Annotated in this window: 19 protein-coding genes and 1 tRNA gene; 17 read left to right on the top strand and 3 right to left on the bottom strand. The window is 46.2% G+C overall.

The features are described 5' to 3' along the window. The first annotated feature begins 21 nt into the window (after positions 1-21). Both ACUUJN_RS20410 and ACUUJN_RS20405 read left to right on the top strand, forming a co-directional pair. On the top strand, positions 22-1,368 hold the full coding sequence (locus ACUUJN_RS20410) for a GH1 family beta-glucosidase (protein WP_484668868.1): 1,347 nt from the start codon (positions 22-24) through the stop codon (positions 1,366-1,368). 18 nt (positions 1,369-1,386) lie between these two features. After that, positions 1,387-4,620: a cellobiose phosphorylase gene (locus tag ACUUJN_RS20405; protein ID WP_484668867.1), complete on the top strand. Its 3,234-nt coding sequence runs from the start codon at positions 1,387-1,389 to the stop codon at positions 4,618-4,620. Between the two features lie 87 nt (positions 4,621-4,707). Here ACUUJN_RS20405 and ACUUJN_RS20400 read toward each other — a convergent pair whose 3' ends face one another. The 3 genes from ACUUJN_RS20400 to ACUUJN_RS20390 form a co-directional block, all read right to left on the bottom strand. Then, a complete protein-coding gene (locus ACUUJN_RS20400) occupies positions 4,708-5,472 on the bottom strand; it encodes an exodeoxyribonuclease III (RefSeq protein ID WP_075154650.1) in 765 nt (254 codons plus the stop codon). A 16-nt stretch (positions 5,473-5,488) separates the two neighbouring features. After that, positions 5,489-6,568 (bottom strand): hypothetical protein, encoded by a 1,080-nt coding sequence (locus ACUUJN_RS20395; RefSeq protein ID WP_340857888.1) that lies wholly within the window; start codon positions 6,566-6,568, stop codon positions 5,489-5,491. A 316-nt stretch (positions 6,569-6,884) separates the two neighbouring features. Next, positions 6,885-6,958 (bottom strand) — tRNA-Arg (locus ACUUJN_RS20390). Between the two features lie 257 nt (positions 6,959-7,215). On the opposite strand from ACUUJN_RS20390, the gene ACUUJN_RS20385 reads away from it, so the two are divergent. From ACUUJN_RS20385 to cobA, 15 genes are all read left to right on the top strand, one after another. Then, complete coding sequence (locus ACUUJN_RS20385) at positions 7,216-8,124, top strand: hypothetical protein (RefSeq protein WP_209943413.1); 909 nt, start codon at positions 7,216-7,218, stop codon at positions 8,122-8,124. Between the two features lie 143 nt (positions 8,125-8,267). Beyond that, a complete protein-coding gene (gene tig / locus ACUUJN_RS20380) occupies positions 8,268-9,581 on the top strand; it encodes a trigger factor (RefSeq protein WP_250240113.1) in 1,314 nt (437 codons plus the stop codon). A gap of 410 nt (positions 9,582-9,991) precedes the next feature. Further along, positions 9,992-10,582 carry an ATP-dependent Clp endopeptidase proteolytic subunit ClpP gene (clpP, locus tag ACUUJN_RS20375; RefSeq protein ID WP_016324659.1) on the top strand — a complete coding sequence of 197 codons (591 nt, stop codon included), beginning with the start codon at positions 9,992-9,994 and terminating at the stop codon, positions 10,580-10,582. A 12-nt stretch (positions 10,583-10,594) separates the two neighbouring features. After that, a complete protein-coding gene (gene clpX, locus ACUUJN_RS20370; protein WP_023989972.1) occupies positions 10,595-11,851 on the top strand; it encodes an ATP-dependent protease ATP-binding subunit ClpX in 1,257 nt (418 codons plus the stop codon). Positions 11,852-11,961: 110 nt separating this feature from the next. After that, a complete protein-coding gene (gene ispG, locus ACUUJN_RS20365) occupies positions 11,962-13,080 on the top strand; it encodes a flavodoxin-dependent (E)-4-hydroxy-3-methylbut-2-enyl-diphosphate synthase (RefSeq protein ID WP_484668866.1) in 1,119 nt (372 codons plus the stop codon). Positions 13,081-13,296: 216 nt separating this feature from the next. Continuing rightward, positions 13,297-15,024 carry an ATP-dependent protease LonB gene (gene lonB / locus ACUUJN_RS20360; protein WP_076160836.1) on the top strand — a complete coding sequence of 576 codons (1,728 nt, stop codon included), beginning with the start codon at positions 13,297-13,299 and terminating at the stop codon, positions 15,022-15,024. A 110-nt stretch (positions 15,025-15,134) separates the two neighbouring features. Beyond that, positions 15,135-17,471 (top strand): endopeptidase La, encoded by a 2,337-nt coding sequence (lon, locus tag ACUUJN_RS20355; RefSeq protein WP_023989969.1) that lies wholly within the window; start codon positions 15,135-15,137, stop codon positions 17,469-17,471. An 18-nt stretch (positions 17,472-17,489) separates the two neighbouring features. Continuing rightward, positions 17,490-18,101: a ribosome biogenesis GTP-binding protein YihA/YsxC gene (gene yihA, locus ACUUJN_RS20350; RefSeq protein WP_013311619.1), complete on the top strand. Its 612-nt coding sequence runs from the start codon at positions 17,490-17,492 to the stop codon at positions 18,099-18,101. 295 nt (positions 18,102-18,396) lie between these two features. Next, positions 18,397-18,984, top strand: a complete 588-nt coding sequence (locus tag ACUUJN_RS20345; RefSeq protein WP_023989968.1) for a hypothetical protein — start codon at positions 18,397-18,399, stop codon at positions 18,982-18,984. Between the two features lie 267 nt (positions 18,985-19,251). Then, entirely contained in the window at positions 19,252-19,650 is a 399-nt protein-coding gene (speD, locus tag ACUUJN_RS20340) for an adenosylmethionine decarboxylase (RefSeq protein ID WP_053326605.1), read from the top strand. Between the two features lie 248 nt (positions 19,651-19,898). Beyond that, positions 19,899-21,293: a glutamyl-tRNA reductase gene (gene hemA / locus ACUUJN_RS20335; protein WP_013311616.1), complete on the top strand. Its 1,395-nt coding sequence runs from the start codon at positions 19,899-19,901 to the stop codon at positions 21,291-21,293. A 16-nt stretch (positions 21,294-21,309) separates the two neighbouring features. Beyond that, positions 21,310-22,137 carry a cytochrome c biogenesis protein CcsA gene (gene ccsA / locus ACUUJN_RS20330; RefSeq protein ID WP_023989966.1) on the top strand — a complete coding sequence of 276 codons (828 nt, stop codon included), beginning with the start codon at positions 21,310-21,312 and terminating at the stop codon, positions 22,135-22,137. Between the two features lie 8 nt (positions 22,138-22,145). Then, entirely contained in the window at positions 22,146-22,793 is a 648-nt protein-coding gene (locus tag ACUUJN_RS20325) for a precorrin-2 dehydrogenase/sirohydrochlorin ferrochelatase family protein (RefSeq protein ID WP_028541572.1), read from the top strand. 1 nt (position 22,794) lies between these two features. Then, positions 22,795-23,721: a hydroxymethylbilane synthase gene (hemC, locus tag ACUUJN_RS20320; RefSeq protein ID WP_023989964.1), complete on the top strand. Its 927-nt coding sequence runs from the start codon at positions 22,795-22,797 to the stop codon at positions 23,719-23,721. A 4-nt stretch (positions 23,722-23,725) separates the two neighbouring features. Beyond that, complete coding sequence (gene cobA, locus ACUUJN_RS20315; RefSeq protein WP_023989963.1) at positions 23,726-25,282, top strand: uroporphyrinogen-III C-methyltransferase; 1,557 nt, start codon at positions 23,726-23,728, stop codon at positions 25,280-25,282. Positions 25,283-25,305 lie beyond the last annotated feature (23 nt).

The following is a 25,305-nucleotide window of genomic DNA, read 5'->3' as shown; positions in this document are numbered from 1 at the left end:
CCTGAAAGGATGATACCGAGTATGAGTGAGAATACCTATACATTCCCCACCACGTTTATGTGGGGAACTTCGACCTCTTCTTATCAAATTGAAGGTGGCGCGGATGAGGAAGGGAGAACGCCTTCTATTTGGGATACTTTCTGTCGAGCACCCGGGAAGGTGATAGGAGGGGACTGCGGAGATGTGGCTTGTGACCATTTTCACCGCTTTAAGGAAGACGTGCAATTAATGAAGCAACTTGGCTTTTTACATTACCGTTTTTCCGTGGCCTGGCCGCGCATTATTCCCGCACCCGGTGTGGTTAACGAACAGGGGCTACTTTTCTATGAGCGTCTGCTGGATGAGATTGAGTCGGCCGGGCTAATTCCAATGCTGACGCTGTATCATTGGGATCTACCGCAGTGGATTGAGGACGAGGGCGGTTGGACGCAGCGAGAGATTACCCAACATTTTAAAACGTATGCCTCTGTAATCATGGATCGATTTGGACAGCGTATAAGCTGGTGGAATACGATAAATGAGCCCTACTGCGCCTCTATTTTGGGCTATGGTACAGGCGAGCATGCCCCCGGCCACGAGAACTGGAGGGAAGCCTTTACTGCCGCTCATCATATTCTGATGTGTCACGGGATAGCCATGAATTTACACAAGGAAAAGGGCCTGACGGGCAACATCGGTATTACGCTGAACATGGAGCATGTCGATGCAGCCTCTGCACACCCCGAAGATGTAGCCGCTGCTGTCCGGCGGGATGGCTTTATTAATCGTTGGTTTGCCGAGCCATTGTTTAACGGGAAATACCCTGAGGATATGGTGGAATGGTACGGGGCGCGCTTGAACGGATTGGATTTTGTACAGCCTGGTGATATGGAGCTGATTCAGCAGCCAGGGGATTTTTTGGGCATCAACTACTACGCCCGCAGCATCATTCGAGCGATTACAGACGCTTCGTTGCTTCAGGTCGAGCAGGTTTCCATAGAGGAACCGGTAACGGATATGGGATGGGAGATTCACCCTGAATCCTTTTATAAGCTGCTAACGCGGATTGAGAAGGATTTTACCAAGGGGTTACCCATCCTGATTACGGAAAACGGAGCAGCGATGAAGGACGAACTGGTGAATGGAAAGATTGAGGACATTGGACGTCAGTATTACATTGAGGAACATTTAAAGGCATGCCATCGCTTTATTGGGGAGGGAGGTCATCTTAAGGGCTATTTTGTCTGGTCATTCCTCGATAACTTTGAATGGGCCTGGGGATACAGCAAACGTTTCGGTATTATACACATCAATTACGACACACAGGAACGGACTCCCAAACAAAGTGCGCTGTGGTTCAAACAAGTGATGGTGAATAACGGGTTTTAAATAGAAAAGGGGGATACGATGCAGCAGTATTATTTTGACAATCAAGGACGTTTTGTGATTGAGAATTATGCGCAGGCCAAGCCCTTTTCCAGTTTTCTACCCGGTATTGCTGGGGTTCAGGGGATTCCTCTGTGGGCGTATTATGTTAATCGTGGGCAAGGAATCGCAAGCTTTGGTGTAGAGGATAAGAATGGAGCAATCATGGAGTTTTTTCCGGCCAACCGCAGCTATAGTCTTGTGCCGATACATGGCTTTCGAACGTTTTTAAAGGTGAAGATGCAGGGGGAGTGGAGCTATGTGGAGCCATTTTCGGCTGTGCATCCTGTGGAGCGTGAACAGCAAAAAATGCTGATATCCCGCCATATGCTGGAAATACACAGCTCTAATCCAGACACAGGGCTTGAGGTGCGTGTGCAATATTTCACACTTCCTCATGAAAGTTACGCTGCTTTGGTGCGCAAGGTGGAGATTGTCAATCATTCCGCTCAAGAGCTTGAACTGGAGGTGCTGGACGGCATGCCTGCCGTACTGCCCTTTGGTATTGATAATGCGGCATACAAGGAGCTTGGACATACACTGAAAAGCTGGATGGATGTGTATAATCTCAACAATAGCATTCCTTACTATAAGGTACGTGGAAGTACAGCAGATACAAGTGAGATTCATCAAATTGAAGCGGGACATTTTATGTACAGCTTTGTGGAGGAGGAGGGCAAGACCAGGCTATTGAGTCCAATTGTCGATCCGTCCGTAATATTTGGTGAAAATACGGCACTGACCTTCCCGGATCGCTTTATCCAAACACGCGTCGAAGACTTGGTTTCACAGCAGCCTGTGACGACGAATAAAGTGCCTTGTGGGTTTAGCGGCTACACAGCACGACTAGCGGCAGGTACTGCCGTCAATCACTGTACGATCATTGGGCATGTGAATGATATTCACTCTATCAATGAACGGATTACGGAAATTGCAACCATGTCTTATGTTGAGCGGAAGGCGGAGGAAGCCAAAGCGTTGATCGAAGAGTTGACGGATGAAATGGCAACGCGGACATCCATTCCGTTATTTGACGAATACTGCCGTCAGAACTATCTGGATAACCTGTTACGCGGGGGTTATCCATTGCTGCTGGACAACGGCACCGAGCAACCATTTGTATACCATGTATTTTCGCGCAAGCATGGGGATCTGGAACGGGACTATAATTTCTTTAAGCTCCAGGCGGGATATTATTCTCAAGGAAATGGTAATTTTCGAGATGCGAACCAGAACCGGAGAAATGATGTGTGGTTTAACCCCAGCATAGGAGATTTCAATATCCGTTTGTTTATGAGCCTGATTCAGCCAGACGGCTATAATCCGCTTGTTGTAAAGGGGTGTAGCTTTCAAATACGAGAGCTGGAACCGTTGCTAGGACAGGTGGAGGTGGCAGATCATTCGTCTTTGCGTGCTTTTTTCCAATCGTCGTTCACCCCGGGTGAGTTGATTCAACATATCATTCATGACAACATCGCGCTAAAGCAAACGGTTGAGACGTTTGTAACCGAAGCTCTCAAGCATTCCGAACAATGCTATGAGGCTGATTTTGGTGAAGGTTTTTGGATCGACCATTGGACTTATAACATGGATCTAATCGAAAGTTATCTAAGTATTTATCCGGACAAACAAGAGGAACTCTTGCTCGCGACCCGAGAGTACATGTATTACGACAGTCCGGCATGGGTACAGCCACGTCGAAACAAATACGTGCAGATGAAGGACGGACGTATCCGTCAGTACGGGGCGGTCGTAGAGAGCAAGGAGAAAGAAGCTCAGCTGCACGCCCGGGATCGCGATGTTCATTGGGTTCGAACCGAACATGGAAGCGGAGAGATTTATAAGTCCAATTTATATGAAAAGCTGCTGTCATTGGCAGCCATCAAGCTGTCCACGCTGGACCCGGAGGGCTTGGGAATTGAGATGGAGGCGGGCAAGCCGGGATGGAATGATTCCATGAACGGACTTCCGGGGCTGTTTGCTTCTGGATTCAGTGAACTGTGTGAATTACAGCGACTCGTAAGATTTTTAATACATGCACAGGTGAAGCTTTCGGGCGATTCTGTGCTACGGTTGCCGCGAGAAGTTGCTAAGTTAATCCAACAGCTGAGGCTCACAATGGAGGAATACTACCACGCTTCTGATGAGGCTGATTACAGGAATGAAAGCAAGGATTACAGCTTCTGGTCACGAATTTCGGATGCTAGAGAAGCGTATCGAGAAACAGTTCGTTTTGGATTTGAAGGGGTAGAAACACCACTAGCGTTTGATGATGTGCTGGTGTTTTTGCGCCAGGCTGAACGTAAGCTCCAACAGGGGATGGATAAGGCTCTGCTTATCGGTGAGGGGATATACCCAACCTTCTTTTATTATGAAGCCAGAGAATTCGAGGTACAGGAGGATGGCTGCGGGGGCAAGCTCGTAAACATACATTCCTTCGAACGTAAGGATACACCATATTTTCTGGAGGGACCGACCCGGGCTATGAAAGTGGTTGGTGACATTGTAAATGGGCAGAAGCTGTATCGGCAAATCAGGCAGAGTGGACTTTACGACAGGAAGCTGGGCATGTATAAGGTGAATGAAAGTCTGGCGGGGCAGCCGTTCGAACTTGGTCGTTCCAGAGCTTTTACACCGGGTTGGCTGGAAAATGAATCTATATTTATGCATATGGAATACAAATATTTACTTGAATGCTTAAGGGCGGGTCTATACACTGAATTTTTTTCAGACATTAAAAAAGCGTTACCGCCTTTTATGGACCCAGAGGTCTACGGAAGAAGCACGCTGGAGAACAGCTCCTTTATTGCTAGTATGGCTAATCCTGATGCAAGTTTGCATGGAACGGGATATATTGCGAGGCTGAGCGGATCTACGGCAGAATTTATTCATATGTGGATATGGATGATGACCGGCGGGCAACCGTTTGGCTATGATCATAGGGGCCTATCCTTGAGACTGGAGCCCAAGCTGCCAGGCTGGCTGTTCACAGCTACAGGTGAGCTATCTTTCTGTTTTCTCGGAAGCTGCCAGGTGACTTATTTAAATAAGGATCGCAAGGATACTTATGCACCGGAATGCATAGTGACCCAGTATGTACTGCATTACGCCAGTGGCGAAAAGAAGACGATAAGCCAGGCTGTATTAGATCAAAAAGAGGCGCAAGATGTGAGAGAGCGGTTGATTTCCCGTATCGAGGTATATTTGGGGAAATAGCTCCATTAATTAAAGCCGTCATGCTGCAATAACAGAGCATGACGGCTTTTTAAGACTTCATAAATCCTTGTGCCAGGCAGGGGGGGCCTATGCTGAAATATCTTGCAATTCCAATATCACAGGGCAGTGGTCACTGCCTGTAATATGACAATCAATGCTCGCATCCATCAATAGCGGACGAAGTCTCTCCGAGACGAGGAAGTAATCAATCCGCCAGCCGATATTCCTTTCTCTCACCTTTGGCATGTAGGACCACCAGGAATAAACATCCGTCCGGTCAGGATAAAAGTATCTAAAGGTATCTATAAATCCGGCGTCTAGTAGCTGTGACATGCGTTCCCGTTCCTCAGGCGTAAATCCGGCATTTCCGTAGTTAGCTTTGGCATTTTTGAGGTCGATCTCCTGATGAGCTACGTTCAAGTCTCCACAAACGATGACAGGCTTCAAAGCATCCAGTTGTTGCAGGTAGCTGCGAAAACGGTCTTCCCATTCCAGTCTGTAGGGCAGTCGGGATAAGTCCCGTTTGGTATTTGGTGTGTACACATTGACGAGATAAAATTTTTCGAATTCCAAAGTAATGGTTCGGCCCTCCGGTTCTTCATTTTCTTCAAGTCCATAATGCACAGAGAGCGGCTTGATTTTGGTGAAAATAGCCGTGCCGGAATATCCTTTTTTCTCAGCATAATTCCAGTATTGTGTGTATTCCTCCATGTTCTCCATGAGGATTTGACCTTCTTGAAGCTTCGTTTCCTGTACGCAAAAAATATCGGCATTTGTTTCTTTTAGATAAGTATAAAACCCTTTGGTCACACAGGCTCTTAAGCCATTTACATTCCAAGATATTAATTTCATTTGATTAATCTCCTTGCTAATTCACGCGGTCAAGCGATGTGATTTGTATATCCTTTGTTGACATAAGTTTATAAATGTCTTCTATCTGGACTTCATAGGTCTTTTCATCAAAATGGTCCTGACCAAACATATAATCGTTTATTTCTATTGCCTTAAGGTTTTGTTTGGTATTCATAGTCGAAGGGAAGTATTCGATATCTAATGAGGCTTTATTTCCGGCCAACACTGTCTTGAGAACTTTCGCGGTTTGTAATACTCGTTCTTTTTCCAATGGCAATCCTGAGTCAGTTAGATCCTCGAATACAATTATACGAATATACTGATCGCCGACCGCTTTGGGATTCAGTTTAAAATCGTTGTATTCTTTGATCATTTTATCCGTGTTCCCTTCTTGCACTCCAGAATGAACAGCGGCTGAATCATCGTATAGCTTTTGTATAACGGGTTTGAGCTTCATGTCCAGTTGACTCTCCCAAAGGGCGTTAAGATAATTTTCTCTAAATGGGACATCCTCATAAGGACGCTTAGTCATGTTAAAGAGGACGGAAGGATGACGATTAGAGATCGCCTCCATGGTATATTCAGTGAAGGGAATACTATGATAGCTAATATTTTGAATTTGAAAGTCCTCTCCGTATTTCTGCTCCAGATATTGCTCTGATTCTGCGGCTACGTTGCGTTTATTTTCACCTGTTTTTGTAAAAGGCTCGATAATATCTACGTATTTCATTGTGACTGCAAGAAGTAGAAGTGTAGCTCCCAAAGCGAGACTGAGTAAAGTGCGCCATTTGGAAGGCAAGGATGCAACCGTCGGCGCTCTCTCCGCATGGTGTGGAATTTGAAAAGATCGTACTGTAAAAACAATGCCTAAAATGTGAAAAAGAATGGCCAACGGTCCCGAGATAATAAGCAGGTATCCGAGAGAGAACATTGTAAAATAGATCAGAATTCCCTGTGTGATGATAAGAGCCGCTCCTCCAATCATATAGGAAGGAATGGCGAGATAAAACATACCCAATCCAGTACCTAATATGGAAAGCAAAGTGGCAAGAAAACGATGAATTTCCCGCGACTTTTGCAGTTTATTCGTAGTCAAGGGAGTCAGTCTACCTCCTTCACTTAAAAATGGTGCAACATGATAGATGATAGCAATTTCTGCGTTTTTTTGAAAGAGTAGAGACTTAAAACCAGCGCCTAAAGTAGCGTTGGGCAGAATAATCTTTCTACATTATTTATAATGAAAAAAAGCTCCCTTGCGGAAGCTTTTTTTTGGTGTAATTTATCAAGAGAGATACTCTCCCTATGGGGTCGACTGCGAAGTATAGGCTAACGATGCCGATGGTCCGACGTTCCCCCGTGGTTTATCTCATGAGAACAAAAAAAGCCTCCATTATGGAAGCTTCTTGTTATGACGTCCCAGGAGGGATTCGAACCCCCGACCGACGGCTTAGAAGGCCGTTGCTCTATCCAGCTGAGCTACTGGGACATAAAATTCAAGCGAATATTAATATATCATATGGATAAAAGAAATTCAAGTCTTATTTTGCATATATCGCTTATTTAAGCTTTATACTGCATAAATTCTGAGTAGACGTAGTTTTTTTTGCCTTATAAAAGGGTATGTTAGAATACAGGTGAATATGTGTAAGACGAGTGGTTGGACTTCGGCTACTGTTTCTCATATAATCTACAAATACTTGAGCTTGCGAAGGAGAGGGGGTGCCTTGAATAAAGGACTCCAAGGTGACGACAAAAGAAAATAATATTGTATTGTTTCCGAAGACACTGGACTATTATCAAATTCAACTTACTGTGATGCTTGAAAACGAACGTTACGGAGAGGCGATGGCGATGCTGCGTTTTTTAATGCAGTGTCAGGGACAGGAGCAGAAGCAATACGATGAATGGAACGCTCTATTACAATGGCTGGAAGCTGCATTTCCACAGTACGCTGACAGCGGGGCGGTAACGGACGCTGTGGAAGAAGAAGTCAGTGAAGTAGAGTTAGCTCGCCGTCATGCACGCTTTAAGCAGGAGCAGGATGCAGGCTACGGCAACAAGCTGTTGCGGATGGCTATGGATGAACCCTTATCCGAACAGACGATTTTAGCATTGGAGCAGTTGTCCTATCTGGAACTGCCAGAAATCGATGATGCCTTGCTTCGCTGGATTACGGAACGGGAAATCCATCCTTTACTTCAATTCCGTGTTCTACAGACCATGCGAAGACGCGGAACGGAAGGGACGATAGAAATCAAACGGGGTGATGAACAAGCGGAAATCGACATTGAAACGGTTCCGTTACAGCCAGGTGATTTTCCAGAGTCGATTATGCGTATTTTGGAACGGGTGGCCGATCAGACTGAGGTGCACGAGCCTACACTATTCTATTTTGCACAGGAGCTGTGGTCACAGTTTGTGATGGCGGTATACGGTACGAAAGATTATAGATCAATGTTGGTGGAAGAGGACGGAATGCCAGATATTTGGGCTGCAGCACTCCATCAGACAGTTTCGGAAAGTTTGAACGGAAATAATAATGAGGAAGAAACCCGTGCTATATATGGCATTACAGATGCGTTGCGCTTCCGTTTTGAGCAGGCGTATCGGTCGATGCGACTATTTGTAGCGGCGGGAATGAACACTCCTTAATGACCGGAAACGTTTACCTGTGAAGCATTCAAAGGGCTGCTCTTGAAAAAGACAGTAATGTTAGATATACTATAGTGGTTATTTTGTGTGCGTTGATTGTAATGAAAACTAAGTGAAGATTTTGTTGGAGGGGAAAGCATAAAATGAAAGCAACTTGGGAGAAAATAGAGAAGAACCTTGGGGTTCTTGAAGTTGAGGTTGACGCGGATCGTGTAGCCGCTGCACTCGACAAAGCTTTTAATAAAGTGGCAAAACAAGTAAGTGTACCAGGATTCCGTAAAGGTAAAGTACCACGTCCTATTTTTGAAAAACGCTATGGTATTGAAAGTCTGTACCAGGATGCAATTGACATCCTGTTGCCAGAAGCTTACAGCCAAGCTGTAGAGCAAACGGACATCTTCCCGGTTGACAGCCCTGACGTTGAAATTGATCAATTTGCTAAAGGCGAATCTTTCAAGTTCAAAGCGAAGGTTACTGTTAAACCTGAAGTGACTTTGGGCGATTACAAAGGCGTAGAAGTGCCTGTAAGCAAACTCGAAGTAAGCGACGAAGAATTAGCTCAAGAACTGGAGCGCCTGCAACAACGTCATGCTGAATTGGTTGTCGTTGATGAAGATGCTGCTCAATCCGGTGATACAGCTATTATTGACTTCGACGGTTCCGTGGACGGTGTACCGTTCGAAGGTGGACAAGCTGAGAAGTATTCTTTGGAACTGGGCTCTAACACATTTATCCCTGGTTTTGAAGAGCAAGTGGTTGGTTTGCACACTGGCGATTCCAAGGACGTTGAAGTAACGTTCCCTGAGAACTACCATTCTGCTGACCTCGCTGGCAAACAAGCGGTATTCAAAGTGAAAGTTCACGAACTGAAACGCAAAGTTCTTCCTGAACTGGACGATGAATTTGCTAAAGATGTAAGCGAATTTGACACACTGGCTGAATTCAAGGAAGACTTGAAAAAGCAATTGTTGGATCGTAAGGAAAACGAAGCTAAAGCAGCCCGTGAGGGTGCTGTAGTGGAGAAAGTTGCTGAGAATGCAACAATCGACATTCCTGAAGCAATGGTGAAGAGCGAAGTGCAAAACATGGTTCGCGATTTCGACAACCGTTTGCGTAGCCAAGGTATGAACCTTGAAATGTTCCTCGGATTCTCTGGTCAAAGCAAGGAAGACCTGGAAGAGCAAATGAAAGCTGATGCTGAGAAGCGCGTACGTAACAACCTCGTGCTGGAGCAAGTGGCTAAAGCAGAAAACATCGAAGTTTCCGAAGCGGAAATTGATGAAGAACTGAAAAACATGGCTGAAGCTTACAAACGTTCAGTTGAGGAAATCCGCAGCATTCTGGAAGGTAACGGCTCGTTCGCTAACCTGAAAGAAGAAATTTCACTGCGCAAAACAATTGCTTTGTTGGTGGAAAACAGCAAAGAAGTAGAAGCGTCAGTTGAAGCTGCTGAATAATTCAGACGATAAATATACGGAGTATGCTGTAACAAGCTGCAACGTAGCAATTAGATAGGGATAAGGCACGTAGTGAAAGTTACGTGCCTTATTTTTACCTTTGGTAACCCAAATTTTAGTCGTTTATGGAAAGTGCTGTGAGTCGTGTTTTCTTGTTTTACATAAGTCACTACCGTATATTTGCACATACATACGAAACATGGTTAAATATGAGAAGGTCTCGGCAGAGTGTACTTTAAACAGCCCGCACTGCATATATGAGCGCATGCAAATATGACACGAGACTCTGAACATGTTAAAATATTTTGTAAGGTGTTCACGTTTCATGCTTGCTGCTTCCGTTTTAATGGGACATAAGGAAGCGGATGAATACAGGTGTTCATTTTAATAAAGAAAAGAGGTTGGTCGTGATGAGTCTCGTCCCTATGGTTGTGGAACAAACGAATCGAGGAGAACGATCTTACGATATTTACTCGCGGTTGCTTAAGGATCGTATTATTTTCCTAAGTGGCCCGATTGATGACGATGTCGCCAATCTCGTCATTGCACAGCTATTGTTCCTTTCTGCGGAAGATCCAGAGAAGGATATTAATTTGTACATTAACTCGCCAGGCGGTTCTGTAACTGCGGGCATGGGTATATATGATACAATGCAATTCATTAAGCCGGACGTATCGACGATCTGTGTAGGCATGGCTGCAAGTATGGGTTCGTTGCTGCTAACAGCGGGTGCACCAGGCAAGAGATACGCACTTACCAACAGTGAAGTCATGATCCATCAGCCGCTCGGTGGCATTCAGGGGCAAGCCTCCGATATGCTGATTCATGCGGACTGGATTATCAAAACACGTGCTAAGCTGAATCAAATCTATGTAGAGCGTACGGGTCAGCCCCTCGAAAAAATCGAACGTGATACTGACCGGGATTTCTTCATGGAAGCGGAAGAGGCAAAAGCATACGGTATCATTGACCAGGTGCTGTCTAAACCGATTAATCTGTAAAGGGGTGGCTCTATGTTTAAATTTAATGATGAAAAAGGACAATTGAAATGTTCTTTCTGCGGTAAATCTCAGGATCAGGTTCGCAAGCTTGTTGCTGGACCGGGCGTATATATATGTGACGAATGCATTGAGTTATGCACGGAGATTGTAGAAGAGGAATTGGGTCATGAAGAAGAAGTAGATCTGAAAGACATTCCGAAACCAATGCAAATCCGTGACATTCTGGACCAATATGTCATTGGTCAGGATCAAGCGAAAAAATCGTTGTCTGTAGCGGTATATAATCACTACAAACGTATTAATACTCAAAACAAAATTGATGATGTGGAACTGCAAAAAAGTAACATTTTGATGCTTGGACCTACAGGTTCGGGTAAAACGTTGCTTGCGCAAACCATGGCTAAAATTTTGAACGTTCCTTTTGCTATCGCAGATGCCACTTCCCTTACGGAAGCAGGTTATGTGGGTGAAGACGTTGAAAATATTTTGCTGAAACTGATTCAAGCTGCCGATTATGATGTGGAAAAAGCCGAACGCGGCATTATCTACATTGACGAAATTGATAAAGTAGCCCGCAAATCCGAAAACCCGTCCATTACGCGTGACGTATCGGGTGAAGGTGTACAGCAGGCGTTGCTTAAAATTTTGGAAGGAACGGTTGCTTCTGTGCCTCCGCAAGGCGGTCGCAAGCATCCACATCAAGAGTTCATTCAAATTGACACCACGAATATCCTGTTCATTTGCGGTGGTGCCTTTGATGGTCTGGAGCAAATGATTAAACGCCGTATCGGTAAAAAGGTCATCGGCTTTAACGCTACTAGCGAACAAAAAGATCTGAAACCAGGCGAATATACTTCAATGGTATTGCCTGAGGATCTTTTGAAATTCGGTCTGATTCCGGAGTTTGTAGGACGTTTGCCGGTTATTTCTACGCTGGAGCCGCTTGATGAGAACACATTGGTTCGTATTTTGTCTGAGCCGAAAAATGCGTTAGTCAAGCAGTATCAGAAGATGCTTGAACTGGATAATGTTACTTTGGAGTTTAAGCAAGATGCTCTGGAAGCCATTGCCCGTGAAGCGATCAAGCGTAACACGGGTGCCCGTGGTCTTCGTGCGATCATTGAAGGCATTATGCTGGATGTGATGTATGAGGTTCCTTCCCGTGATGATATCACTACTTGCGTCATCAATGAGCAGGTTGTAAAAGATAAAATCGCACCGGAACTCGGTGGTACAGATAAGGATAAAAAACAAGAAGAGAGCGCCTAAGGATTGATACTTCGCGATCTCTAAAACATGAGAAGCCGGATCTCCACTTCACTAAACCTGTATGAGGTTTTAGGGGGTGGAGGTTTGGCGTTAATGGGAGAGAAAAGTACATGTTCTTAAGACAAGACACACGTCCCGTAAAAGTCGGGAATCTGACGATTGGCGGCAGCAATGAAGTCATCATCCAAAGCATGTGTACAACCAAAACAGCAGATGTGGAAGCAACTGTAGCCGAGATTCTTCGTTTGGAAGAAGCCGGATGTCAACTGGTGCGGGTTACCGTCAACAATGAGGAAGCTGCCGCAGCCATTAAGGAAATAAAAAAACGGATTCATATTCCGCTGGTTGCAGATATTCACTTTAATCACAAGCTGGCTCTACGGGCAATTGAAAATGGAATTGATAAGGTTCGCATTAATCCAGGTAACATTGGACGACGTGAAAAAGTGGAAGCTGTCGTTAAGGCATGTAAGGAAAAAGGGATTCCAATTCGGATTGGTGTGAACGCCGGGTCGTTGGAACAGCATTTACTTGATAAGTATGGCTACCCTACGCCAGAAGCGATGGTAGAAAGCGCACTGTATCATATCGGGATACTGGAAGAGCTTGATTTCCATGACATTATCGTGTCATTGAAGGCGTCTGATGTTCCTATGGCGATTGCCGCTTACACGAAGGCAGCTGAAATTATTAAATATCCGCTCCATCTGGGTATTACCGAAGCTGGGACACTCTTTACGGGTACGGTTAAAAGCGCGGCAGGTATGGGCGCTTTGCTGGCATCAGGCATCGGCTCCACAATGCGTATTTCGCTCAGCGCCGATCCGGTGGAAGAAGTGAAGGTAGCACGTGAGTTGCTCAAGACGTTTGGATTGATCACAAACGCAGCTACACTGATTTCTTGTCCGACTTGCGGACGTCTGGATATTGATCTGTTCTCTATTGCTAACGAGGTAGAAGACTACATTGCAAAACTCAAGGTACCGATTAAAGTATCAGTACTGGGTTGTGCAGTGAATGGCCCGGGTGAAGCGAAGGAAGCTGATATCGGAATTGCCGGAGCGCGCGGTGAAGGCCTTTTGTTCCGTTATGGAAAAATGATTCGCAAAGTACCTGAGGCTGATATGGTCGAGGAATTGAAAAAAGAAATTGATATCATCGTCAAGGCATATGAGGAAACAGGGAAAATCCCTGGACGTGAAGAACGTCATACCGCCGAGAAGGTGTAGGCAAAAGCAGTTATTATAAAGAGGCATAGTCATAATCTATTGTCATCATTTATACGCCGTGGAGAGCAGCTCTGCTACAGAACTGTTCTTCGCGGTGTTTTTGTATTTCTCTCTGATCTTTTGAAAACCGCCGTTTAGCTATCGCGGAAAAGGAAATACTGTTTTTCATAGAGCGGCATTTTTCAAATTGCTGAGATGAGAAACGGAGGAAATACGATGGACTTGACTATGATTTTGTTATTGGTGCAAATGTTTTTCGGGATTGTTATTGGTCTGTATTTCTGGAACCTCCTGCGGAGCCAGAAAACGAACCGTAGTGCGGTGGATCGAGAATCCCGGAAGGAATTAGATAAGCTACGCAAATTGCGTTCAATTTCACTTACTAAACCATTGGCTGAACGCACACGTCCTGCCACATTACAGGATATCGTGGGTCAGAAGGACGGATTGCGCGCGCTCAAGGCTGCGTTATGTAGTGCGAATCCGCAGCATGTCATTATTTATGGCCCGCCTGGTGTAGGGAAGACGGCTGCTGCACGCGTAGTGCTTGAAGAGGCTAAGAAGAATCTGTCCTCCCCGTTCAAGGGAGATGCCAAATTCACGGAGATCGATGCTACGACGGCCCGCTTTGACGAGCGCGGTATTGCGGACCCGCTGATAGGTTCAGTACATGATCCAATCTATCAAGGGGCAGGAGCGATGGGGGTGGCGGGTATACCGCAGCCTAAGCCTGGAGCTGTAACGAAGGCACATGGGGGTATGCTGTTCATTGATGAGATTGGTGAGCTGCATCCAACGCAGATGAATAAACTGTTGAAAGTGCTGGAGGATCGCAAGGTATTTTTGGAAAGTGCATATTACAACTCGGAAGATTCGCATACTCCTGCTTATATCCACGATATATTCCAAAACGGTTTGCCAGCGGATTTTCGTTTGGTAGGTGCAACGACCCGTTCGCCGCATGAACTGCCACCTGCGATTCGCTCCCGGTGCATGGAAATTTATTTCCGTGCCTTGCAGCCACAGGAGATTGCCCGTATTGCTGAGGACGCTGTCCACAAGCTAGGCTTTGGTCCTTGTCCTGAGGCGGTAGAAGTTGTACAGCGTTACGCAACGAACGGTCGGGAGGCGGTCAATATGATCCAGCTTGCTGCTGGTTTGGCACTTACCGAGAAAAGGGAACGTCTCAATGCTTCCGACGTGGAATGGGTGGCGGGCAGCAGTCAAATTCAGCCGCGTCCTGACCGAAAAATACCGGGCTTGCCGCAAATCGGATTTGTTAATGGTTTAGCTGTATACGGTCCGAACATGGGAATGCTGCTGGAAATTGAAGTTACCGCGGTTCCGGTTCCCGAGGGAAAGGGAAACTATAATATTACAGGAGTCGTGGATGAGGAAGAAATCGGAGGTGGGTCCCGCACACTGCGCCGTAAGAGCATGGCTAAAGGTTCTGTGGAAAATGTTCTGACCGTTTTGCGTACGCTCGGATTGGCTCCGTCGAATTACGACCTGCATATCAATTTCCCCGGGGGTACGCCGGTAGATGGCCCGTCCGCAGGAATTGCGATGGCAACAGCTATTGCTTCCGCGATGCGGGGAATTCCGGTGGATCATGAAATTGCTATGACTGGCGAAGTTAGCATCCATGGTCGTGTCAAACCGATTGGTGGTGTATTAGCCAAGGTTGAAGCCGCTTTTCAGGCGGGAGCCAAAAAAGTGATCATTCCGCAGGATAACTGGCAAGCTCTTTTTGATAGCATTGAGGGTTTAAAAGTCATCCCCGTACAGTCGGTTACCGAAGTGTTCCGACATGTGTTTGGGGAAGAGATGACGTCGGATTTGCCTGTGCATGCGCCAATTGAGACTTTTCGCCCATCCCAATCTTCCTTGTTACAGGCTGATGGAACGCATAACGGGACGATATCAGATACAGGATCTTGCTGATAAACCACCCTTTCATTGGTTTTTTCATAAAACATTTGATAAAATATGAAAGATAGCAACGTGAGGATTGTAAAATCCGGAACCTGAGAATCACTGGAGGTGCGAAAGCGATGGGACCCACCAAGACAAAAGGTCGTCGTTTTCCTTTGCTGCCTTTAAGAGGGCTTCTGGTCTACCCGAGCATGGTTCTGCATCTCGATGTGGGCCGGGAAAAATCGGTCAAGGCTTTGGAAAAAGCGATGGTTGAAGACAATTTGATTCTCCTGTGTTCTCAATCAGAAGTAAATATTGAAGAACCCACACAAGAGGACATCTTTCGAGTCGGCACGGTAGCCAAGGTACGTCAGATGCTCAAGCTTCCTAATGGAACCATTCGAGTATTGGTGGAAGGGCTGGAACGCGCCGAGATTATTCAATATACGGACAATGAAGAATATTACGAGGTAATGGCGAAGGAGCTGCACGAGGCAGAAAACGTACAGCCTGAGACGGATGCGCTTATGCGCACTGTATTAACTCAGTTCGAGCATTATATCAACTTGTCCAAAAAGGTAACACCAGAGACTCTCGCTGCGGTATCCGATATTGAGGAGCCAGGACGGCTTGCAGACGTGATCACAAGTCACCTGACGCTCAAAATTAAGGAAAAGCAGGATATACTGGAGACGATCGACGTTACTCAGCGTCTGGAGAAGCTTCTGGATATTTTGAACAATGAGCGTGAAGTACTGGAGCTGGAACGTAAAATCAACCAGCGTGTGAAGAAGCAGATGGAAAAGACGCAGAAGGAGTATTATCTGCGTGAACAAATGAAGGCAATTCAGAAGGAACTTGGTGAGAAGGAAGGTCGCGCAGGAGAAGTTGAAGAACTACGCAACCAGCTAAGTGAACTGGAGTTGCCTGTTCCGGTGAAGGAGAAGGTTGAAAAGGAAATCGACCGTCTGGAAAAAATGCCAGCAAGCTCTGCCGAGGGTGGCGTCATCCGTAATTATGTTGATTGGTTGTTAAGCTTGCCATGGAACAAGTTTACCGATGATGATCTGGATATCGTCAAAGCTGAAGAGGTACTCAATAACGACCACTACGGACTGGATAAACCCAAGGAGCGTGTATTGGAGTATTTGGCTGTACGTAAGCTAGTGAAGACCATTAAGGGACCGATTCTGTGTCTTGTAGGTCCGCCAGGGGTCGGCAAGACCTCGTTGGCCCGTTCGATTGCCAAATCCATGGGTCGGGAATTTGTTCGCATCTCTCTCGGAGGTGTGCGGGATGAAGCGGAAATCCGTGGTCACCGCCGGACTTATGTTGGCGCGATGCCAGGGCGGATCATTCAAGGGATGAAGACCGCAGGAACGTCTAATCCGGTATTTTTGCTGGATGAGATTGATAAAATGGCTTCCGATTTTCGAGGGGATCCATCGGCGGCATTGCTTGAAGTGCTTGATCCTGAACAAAACAATACGTTCAGTGACCATTTTGTCGAGCTGCCGTTTGATCTGTCCAATGTGATGTTTGTAACGACAGCCAATGCTGCGCACAACATCCCGCGTCCGCTAATGGACCGCATGGAGACATTATATATTCCTGGCTACACCGAACTGGAGAAGCTGGAAATCGCCAATCGGTATTTATTGCCCAAGCAGAAGAGAGAGCATGGCTTGGACGAGGAACAACTGGTTATCGGGGAGGATACGCTACTGCGTGTCATTCGCGAATATACCCGTGAATCCGGTGTACGGAATCTTGAGCAGCAAATGGCTTCTCTGTGCCGCAAGGCGGCGAAGTCAGTTGTATCTGGTGGCGAAGGCCCGATTCAAATCACACCGGATAATCTGAAGGATTATCTAGGTATCGCTAAATTCCGTTACGGTGTTGCAGAACTGGAGGATCAGATCGGTACGGTTACAGGCTTGGCATGGACAGAAGTCGGTGGTGAAACATTGATGATTGAAGTGACGGTCGTACCTGGTAGCGGTAAACTGATTCTTACGGGTAAACTGGGAGACGTTATGAAGGAATCTGCACAGGCGGCATTCAGCTACACTCGTTCGAAAGCAGTTGATCTGGGCATTGAACTGGACTTTTATGAGAAAAATGATATCCACATTCATATTCCTGAGGGGGCGATTCCGAAGGATGGCCCATCTGCGGGAATTACTATTGCTACCGCATTAATTTCAGCTTTGACCAACCGTCATGTATCCAAAGATGTGGCTATGACGGGCGAAATTACTCTGCGTGGTCGTGTATTGCCGATTGGTGGTTTGAAAGAGAAGTCGCTGGCTGCCCATCGGGCAGGCTACAAAAAAATTCTGCTTCCCAAAGATAATGAACGGGATTTGAAGGATATTCCCGACAGTATCCGGCAGGATGTTGAATTTGTCCCCGTTGCCCATATGGATCAGGTGCTAAAGCATGCTTTGGTTGAGCAGGCAAGGGTACATTAGAGAGGAATTAAGGACACAATGAAAGTAACAAAAGCAGAATTTATAATAAGTGCGGTTGGTCCCGATCAGTTTCCTGTGGACGCTTTGCCAGAGATTGCTCTGGCGGGGCGCTCCAATGTAGGAAAGTCTTCACTGATTAATCGGTTGATTAACCGTAAGAATTTGGCGCGTACCAGTTCTACGCCAGGTAAAACCCAGCAACTCAATTATTACCGGATTAATGATGATCTTTATTTTGTCGATTTTCCCGGTTACGGTTACGCCAAAGTATCCAAAACGTCCCGCAAGGCTTGGGGGCAGATGATTGAGTCTTATTTGCTGGAGCGTGAGCCACTCAAACTGGTGCTTCAAATGGTAGATTTACGCCATCCGCCGTCCAAGGATGATATCATGATGTATGATTGGCTGCGTCATAATGGGCTTCCCGTATGTGTTGTAGGCACGAAGGCAGATAAAATCCCTAAAACGCGACGAGAAAAGCATTATAAAGTAATCAAGCAGGAACTCGGAATACTTCCCGGGGGATTGTTTATCCCCTTTTCATCCGAAGAAGGTATGGGCAAGGAAGAGCTGTGGTCTGTCATCTCCAGCTATATAGAGAATGACGACGAAGAGCAGACGGAATTGTAAGGCTAGGGACGTCCTTAAGGGCGTCCTTTTTTCATGATTCGGGCTTCGGGAAAATAAGCTTACTAAAATGGTAGGAATAATATATAATAACTAAAGGAACTCGTGGACTTTAAGCAGAAAAGTGAGTGTATATGGAGGATAATGCAGTCTCAACCTCATTATTTTCTGTTTTTTTCGATGTATGGCGGAAATTTATGATTGATGTGCAAGAAAAGCACTGTAGGTCTGATGTATAATAAAGCATAAAGCATAAAGCTTAAACTTATAGGTTCAGGAAAGAATTGAGGAGATTGGTATGGCTCAGCGGTTAGCCACAGAGTATGTTAAAACCACATTGACCTTGTCGGAAACTCAAATGGACGAATTTTTGCGGGCAGTGGATGATCCGCAGGTGCATTACCACATTAAAGTTCTGGATAACGGAAGTCAGGAAATCGTTCTGGAGCATAGTGCGGGTGAGGAAGTTCATTTGTTTTTTGAAGCCAAAGAGGGAGCATTAGTGTGTGAATTGACTTGCCGCTTAATTCATCCGCAACTAACCCTATTTATACGCAAACTTTTTGTTCGTTTTAAGGGTGAAGGCATCGTTTACCGAATGTATCAAGGATTCACTATGGTGTATTTTTATAATGAAGGTACGGTTCGTAAAATTATGGAGAAGAATGCCGCAGGCTCTAAGCTGGTATTTGAATATAAAAATACGGTACAGGAACTGCAACAGCTTTTTCAGCATCAGAACGTCGAAAATGAAATATCAGACGTATATCATCTCATTAATTCGTTGCTTGACCAGCGGAATTTGGCGCGCACTTTCTCGGAGTTGGAACAGATTGACCACAAGCTTCGAATGAGTTGCTCGAAATTATTTGCACTTGAAGCTTAATAAGGCATGAATATATGGAATGAATCGTTATGCAGTGTAGTCCCTTTCTTTACCGAAAGGGGCTTTTTTATTCCAAAAAAATGATTGCATTTGCTGCACATAGATGTTATTTTTAATCTCGTTGAAAATGAATATAGGAACCAGGATTCACTCAGGACATTGAATGTTGCGAGAGGTTATTCCCTCGGGAAGTGAATGACGTAGGTCCTAGCGGATGAAATTTTTTCAAACATTTTATTCCTAGGAAGGGGGAACCGAAAGATGGAATTGGAGTACTCAACTTTCGGAAGACACGTTGCCGTAGATACTTGGGGTGTTGAGTTTGAATTGCTGAATGATGCGCAGCTTTTGGAGGCTCAATTAGTTGAAGCAGCTGAAGCTTGCGGAGCAACGGTGATGTCCGTTCAATCCAAGCAATTCGAACCACAGGGAGCTACCGTGCTTGTACTGTTGTCGGAGAGTCATCTCTCTATTCATACGTATCCTGAGAGAGGATTTGCCGCTATTGATTGTTATACTTGCGGTGAGACTGTCGATCCGCAGCTGGCTATTGATTACCTGGTATCCGTTCTAAAACCGAAAAAAACATATGCGAAGAAGCTGATTCGCGGCTTGGGAGAACTTCAGGTGGAATCACCGGAGTGCAAGCTGGCCGAGTTAGTGTAAATCGTTCTTTATGGAGCCATTTGTGCGTCCTATATTATAACCATGGAACATTTCCATGGTTATTTGTTTTAAAAGTGGTTTACACTAAATCAAATCATACAGAACGTGCTAGATGTTCATGAAAGCCATCCAATTTTCATAAACAATTCATAAAACAGCCGGAGGAGATTCGGACTTCTGTGATATAATTAACATAGTTTATGATAACAGTGGTTATTCTTATTACAGTTTAGGCAGGTGAATTTGCAATGCACATCGTCGTTGTTGGGTTGAATTATCGTACGGCGCCTGTGGAAGTCAGAGAGCGTTTTACATTTGCAGAACAAGATTTGCCAAAAGCGCTGGAACAACTCAAACTTACCAAAAGTGTGTTGGAAGGCGTAGTTGTCGCAACCTGCAATCGGACTGAAATATATGTTGTGGTGGACCGCCTTCACATGTGCGGTTATTTTATACGCAGTTTTATGGAGCAATGGTTTGGCATTCCGCGTGATCAATTTACACAACATTTATATATATATGAGGACGAGCAGGCGATTCGGCATTTGTTCCGTGTGACTTGTGGTCTTGATTCTATGGTAATCGGAGAAACACAAATTTTGGGACAGGTAAAGAACGCTTTTCTTCAGGCTCAATCCCAGAAAATTACGGCAACGTGGTTTAATATGTTGTTTAAGCAGGCCGTCACATTGGGCAAGCGTGCCCATTCGGAGACGTCTATTGGAGAAAGTGCCGTATCTGTCAGCTATGCAGCAGTTGAGCTGGGCAAACGGATTTTCGGGATGTTTACCGATAAAAAGGTACTGATTCTCGGTGCTGGTAAAATGAGCGAGCTTACTGTTAAGCATTTGTACAGCGGCGGAGCAGCCGAGGTTATTGTAGCAAACCGAACCTTGTCCCGTGCGGAAGACCTTGCCTCCAAGTTTCATGGAACGCCGGTTACGATGGAGGAAGGCATGAATCGGTTGGCGGATGTGGATATTGTTATTAGCTCGACAGGTGCCCAGGGTTATATTCTGGATCGGACTCGGGTTGAAGCAAGTATGAAACGTCGACAGTCCCGTCCTTTGTTTATGATTGATATTGCGGTTCCGCGTGATCTCGACCCGGCTATTGGTGAATTACAGAATGTTTTCCTGTACGATATTGATGATCTGGAAGGGATCGTGGAGAGCAATTTGGAAATGCGCCGTACCGAAGCTACAAAAATCGAGCATATGATCGAAGATGAGCTTAGCGAGTTTTATCAATGGTTGAAAACGATGGGAGTGCGTCCGGTGATTCGTGCATTACAGGAAAAAGCGGAGTCTGTACATCAGGATACGTTGGAAAGCTTGTTCAATAAGCTTCCCGAGCTGGATGAACGGCAACGCAAAGTGATTAGCCGCTTGACGAAGAGTATGCTGAATCAGATGATGCATGATCCGATCAATCGGGTAAAGGAACTGGCTGTCCAAAAGCAGGGAAATGAGGCCCTAGACATGTTTAGCCACATTTTTGCTCTGGAGGATCGTTTGGATGACGCCGCTCAGAAAGTAGATAAAAGCGATGCATCTGCGTTAATGAAACCGGAAGCCGGTGTTCATGAAAAGACCGTTCAGGCTCAGGCTTTGCCAGCGTCGTTTGCGCCGGCCAGCCTGTAAAGGTGGGTGAACAGACGTGGCTTCAGGCATGCTTATATATGATTCAATGATTTATGTTTTTGCCCTGAGCCTTCTGTTTGTATTCTCGGATGGGATTCGTCGCAATGCGAATGCTAAACGGACAGGTACAGGGCTTCTTGTTGTCGTTCTGGTGCTCCAGCTTGCTTATATGGGGATAAGAACCTGGAATGAAGGGCATCTTCCTATTTTCGTGACCTATGATTTTCTATTTCTGTTCTCAGTTATTTTGGTACTGATTTCTTTGATTCTGACACGTTATCAGCGATCCGAATTTGCGGTATTGCTGCTTAATATTATTAGTTTTGCAGTGCTAGTGCTCAACAATATATGGATGAAGCCTCTCGACAACCCGCTTGGAAATTGGCATACAGTGCATGGGCTGCTCCTGATTCATATTGCGCTGGCTAATCTTGGTTTTGTAGCAATGACGGTAGCGGCTGTATTTTCGGGGTTATATCTGTTTTTGCATCGTAAATTGAAAGTAAAGAAATGGAATGACACGATCAGGCGCCTGCCGAGTCTGGAAATGATGGATCGGTATACGCATATGGCGCTGTTGATTGGTACTCCTTTGCTGGGAGTCTCTATTGTAGTTGCCGTTATTTCTATTATTGCCGAGGAACGCTGGCGTCTCTTGCTCGATACCAAGGTGCTGATGACAGCGATTGCCTTGTGCGTGTATATTGTATTTTTAGTGAGCAAAAGATTGAATCAGCGTTCAGGGCTTGTGATGGCAAAGTGGGCATTGGTGGGCTACACGCTATTGATTCTTAATTTTTTGCTGAATTCCTGGTCTGTATTTCATCAGTGGACGGGAGAGTGAAAAGCCTTTTGCAGCATTTTGTCCCGATTTCGTTGAATTGTAAGAATAGGATCTGTTGTGTTGTAGGTGGCGGTAGGATTGCGGAACGAAAGGTAAAGGGGATGATGGAAAGTGGGGCATTCATTACCGTCATTAGCCCGAATATAACGCCGGATTTACAGGTTCTGGCGGATCACAAGCAGCTCCACTGGGTAAATCGCGTATATCGCGAGGGTGACCTCCAGGGAGCCTTTCTTGTATATGCGGCGACGAACCAGAGAGAAGTGAATTATGAGGTTGCGCATGAGGCCAGACAAAGGGGTATACTGGTAAATGTGGCGGATCGATCGGAAGATGGAGACTTTATAACGCCGGGTATCATTCGACGAGGAAGATTGACGATTAGTATTTCCACAGAAGGGGCTGGCCCTGCTGTGACCGCTGATATTACATCAGCTTTGGATACGTTGTTTGGTAGCGAATACGAGCCATATCTGGATTTCATGCACGATATGCGACAGATCATCAAACATAAGATAAGTTCTCCACAGCAAAGGACCAAACTACTGAGGCGCTTGGCGAGTAGCGGAATTTTGGATCAAATACGCCGTCATGAATTTATGGCTTGGACCGAAAAAGAAATAGACCTATGGATTGCGCAAAATCAGGAGGAATAACATGCGAACAATTGTGGTAGGCAGCAGACAGAGTGCGCTGGCGTTAACTCAGACCGGGCATGTCATTGAAGATTTGAACGCGCTGTGCGCGGAGCATGGAATGGATTTGCAATTTGTCGTGAAGAAAATCCTGACCAAGGGTGATCGAATATTGGATGTAACCTTGTCCAAAGTGGGTGGCAAAGGGCTTTTTGTCAAAGAAATTGAACAGGCCATGCTGGCTGGTGAGATTGATATGGCAGTACATAGTATGAAGGATATGCCTTCCGAATTACCGGAAGGGCTTGTCAACGGCGCTGTGCCGCGCCGTGAGGATCCACGTGATTGCCTGATCACATTGGGCGCCAAGAGCCTGGAGGATTTGCCTCAAGGGGCAAAGGTGGGCACGAGCAGCCTGCGCAGAGCCAGTCAAATCAAGTCCATGCGACCTGATCTACAATTGGAGCCTGTGCGTGGTAATATTGATTCCCGTCTGAAAAAGCTGGAGACGGAAGGTTTTGACGCTATCATTTTGGCGGCAGCAGGCTTGCATCGGATGGGCTGGAAAGAGCGAATTACGTCCTATATACCGGAAGAAGACTGTTTGCCGGCGGTTGGGCAGGGAGCGCTGGGTATTGAATGTCGTGCGAGCGACGAAGAGCTATTGGCCTTGCTGCGCCTTTACAACGACCGGGATACCTCGGCTACCGTTGCGGCAGAACGAACCTTTCTGGGCGTGTTAAATGGGGGATGTCAAGTGCCGATCGGGGCTCATGCGGTCTGGGCTGGTCAAGAAATCAGCCTCACGGGCATGGTAGGATCGCCAGATGGCGAGTTTATTTTGAAGGAAACGCTCCAGGGAAATGATCCGCAAAAGCTGGGAGAAGCGGTGGCGGCCAGTTTGATAGCCAAAGGAGCGGAACAGATTCTGGCGCAGGTGAGGGGATGATAGCATGGCAGGAAAAGTATATTTGGTAGGTGCAGGACCCGGAGACGCAAGATTAATTACGGTCAAGGGTTGGGAATGCATTCAATTGGGCGATGTCATTGTGTACGACAGGCTGGCAAGCCCACGCCTCTTGGGACTGATGAAGCCAGGTGCCCAAAAAATATATGTCGGCAAGTTGCCAGATCGTCACACCATGAAGCAAGAGGAAATTAATCAGCTGCTGGTGGATTTGGCCTTGGAGGGCAAAACAGTTGTTCGTCTTAAAGGGGGAGACCCCACTATATTTGGACGAGTCGGCGAGGAAGCTGGGCTATTGCGTAAACACGGTATTTCCTATGAAATTATACCCGGCATCACATCAGCGATCAGTGTGCCCGCCTATGCGGGCATTCCAGTCACACACCGAGATATGGCCTCATCGCTTTCTATCATTACAGGTCATGAAAGTCCGGATAAACTCGACAAAAGTATTCATTGGGATAAAGTGACGAACGCAACGGGCACACTGATCTTTATGATGGGTGTAGCAAAGATCGGCTATATCAGTGAACAGCTCATAAAACACGGCAAGCCGTCAGATACTCCTGTTGCCTTGATCCGTTGGGGGACCCGCGCCGAGCAGGATACGCTGGTGGGTACGCTGGCGGATATTGAAGCTAAGGTGAAGGCCGCGAATTTTCAGCCTCCCGCCGTCATCGTTGTCGGAGAAGTGGTCAATCAACGTGAACAGTTAAAATGGGCTGAGGACATGCCTTTGTTTGGCAAGCGGATTTTAGTTACTCGCGCGCGTGCGCAGGCCAGCAGTCTGGTTCACCGGATTGAAGAGCTTGGTGGCGAGCCTTATGAATTTCCAGTTATTCAGACTGTCGCCCCTTCGGACGAGCCAACCAAACAGGAAATTAAAGAGGCATTTGCACGACTGCCTGAATATGATTGGGTGTTTTTTACCAGCGTTAATGGAGTGGAATACTTTTTCACGCACTTAAAGGAACAGGGCAAGGACGTACGCGCGTTGTTCAAAGCGCGTATTGCCGCAGTCGGACCGGCTACAGCAGCCGCGCTTCGGACGCACGGAATTGCGGCAGAACAGATCGAAGGCCCTTTTCAGGCAGAGGGCTTGCTCGAAGGGTTTGAGCAGGATTTGCAGGCAGGGCAGAATGTATTTCTCCCAAGGGGTGATCTAGCTCGGTCGTGGCTGCCAGAAAAGCTGAGGGAGATGGGCCTTCATGTGACCGAGGCTGATTTGTATCAAACGGTGCTGGCAGCCAACACACAGGATGACGAGCTCCTCAAGCTGCTTGAGGAACGTGCCATTCACGCGATTACGTTTACGAGTTCCTCAACCGTCACCTTTTTTCTGGAAGCGCTCAGACAAATGGGGATCCATGATCCGTTGTCGCTGCTGGAGGGAGTTACGATTGCTGTGATCGGTCCTTTGACCGGTGAGACAGCTACCCAAGCCGGTTTGACTGTGAGTTTTATGTCAGAGAAGGCAACCATTGAAAGTCTGATTCAATCGTTATGTGACTGGAAACGATCAAGTACTCTTATGACATTATAATTTTTTGTTTTTGCTAATGAATG

The sequence above is a fragment of the Paenibacillus sp. LRG-1 genome (assembly GCF_057220305.1).
The sequence above is the reverse complement of the archived record's forward strand: the minus strand, read 5'-3'. Positions and strand labels throughout refer to the sequence as shown.

Bases quoted from the DNA above. Each gene is read 5' to 3' on its own strand.
- lon (WP_023989969.1), top strand. From the start codon at position 15,135: ATGGGACCCACCAAGACAAAAGGTCGTCGTTTTCCTTTGCTGCCTTTA.
- ACUUJN_RS20345 (WP_023989968.1), top strand. From the start codon at position 18,397: ATGGCTCAGCGGTTAGCCACAGAGTATGTTAAAACCACATTGACCTTG.
- ACUUJN_RS20410 (WP_484668868.1), top strand. From the start codon at position 22: ATGAGTGAGAATACCTATACATTCCCCACCACGTTTATGTGGGGAACT.
- cobA (WP_023989963.1), top strand. From the start codon at position 23,726: ATGGCAGGAAAAGTATATTTGGTAGGTGCAGGACCCGGAGACGCAAGA.
- ispG (WP_484668866.1), top strand. From the start codon at position 11,962: ATGTTCTTAAGACAAGACACACGTCCCGTAAAAGTCGGGAATCTGACG.
- clpX (WP_023989972.1), top strand. From the start codon at position 10,595: ATGTTTAAATTTAATGATGAAAAAGGACAATTGAAATGTTCTTTCTGC.
- lonB (WP_076160836.1), top strand. From the start codon at position 13,297: ATGGACTTGACTATGATTTTGTTATTGGTGCAAATGTTTTTCGGGATT.
- tig (WP_250240113.1), top strand. From the start codon at position 8,268: ATGAAAGCAACTTGGGAGAAAATAGAGAAGAACCTTGGGGTTCTTGAA.
- hemA (WP_013311616.1), top strand. From the start codon at position 19,899: ATGCACATCGTCGTTGTTGGGTTGAATTATCGTACGGCGCCTGTGGAA.
- yihA (WP_013311619.1), top strand. From the start codon at position 17,490: ATGAAAGTAACAAAAGCAGAATTTATAATAAGTGCGGTTGGTCCCGAT.
- ACUUJN_RS20405 (WP_484668867.1), top strand. From the start codon at position 1,387: ATGCAGCAGTATTATTTTGACAATCAAGGACGTTTTGTGATTGAGAAT.
- ACUUJN_RS20400 (WP_075154650.1), bottom strand. From the start codon at position 5,472: ATGAAATTAATATCTTGGAATGTAAATGGCTTAAGAGCCTGTGTGACC.
- clpP (WP_016324659.1), top strand. From the start codon at position 9,992: ATGAGTCTCGTCCCTATGGTTGTGGAACAAACGAATCGAGGAGAACGA.
- hemC (WP_023989964.1), top strand. From the start codon at position 22,795: ATGCGAACAATTGTGGTAGGCAGCAGACAGAGTGCGCTGGCGTTAACT.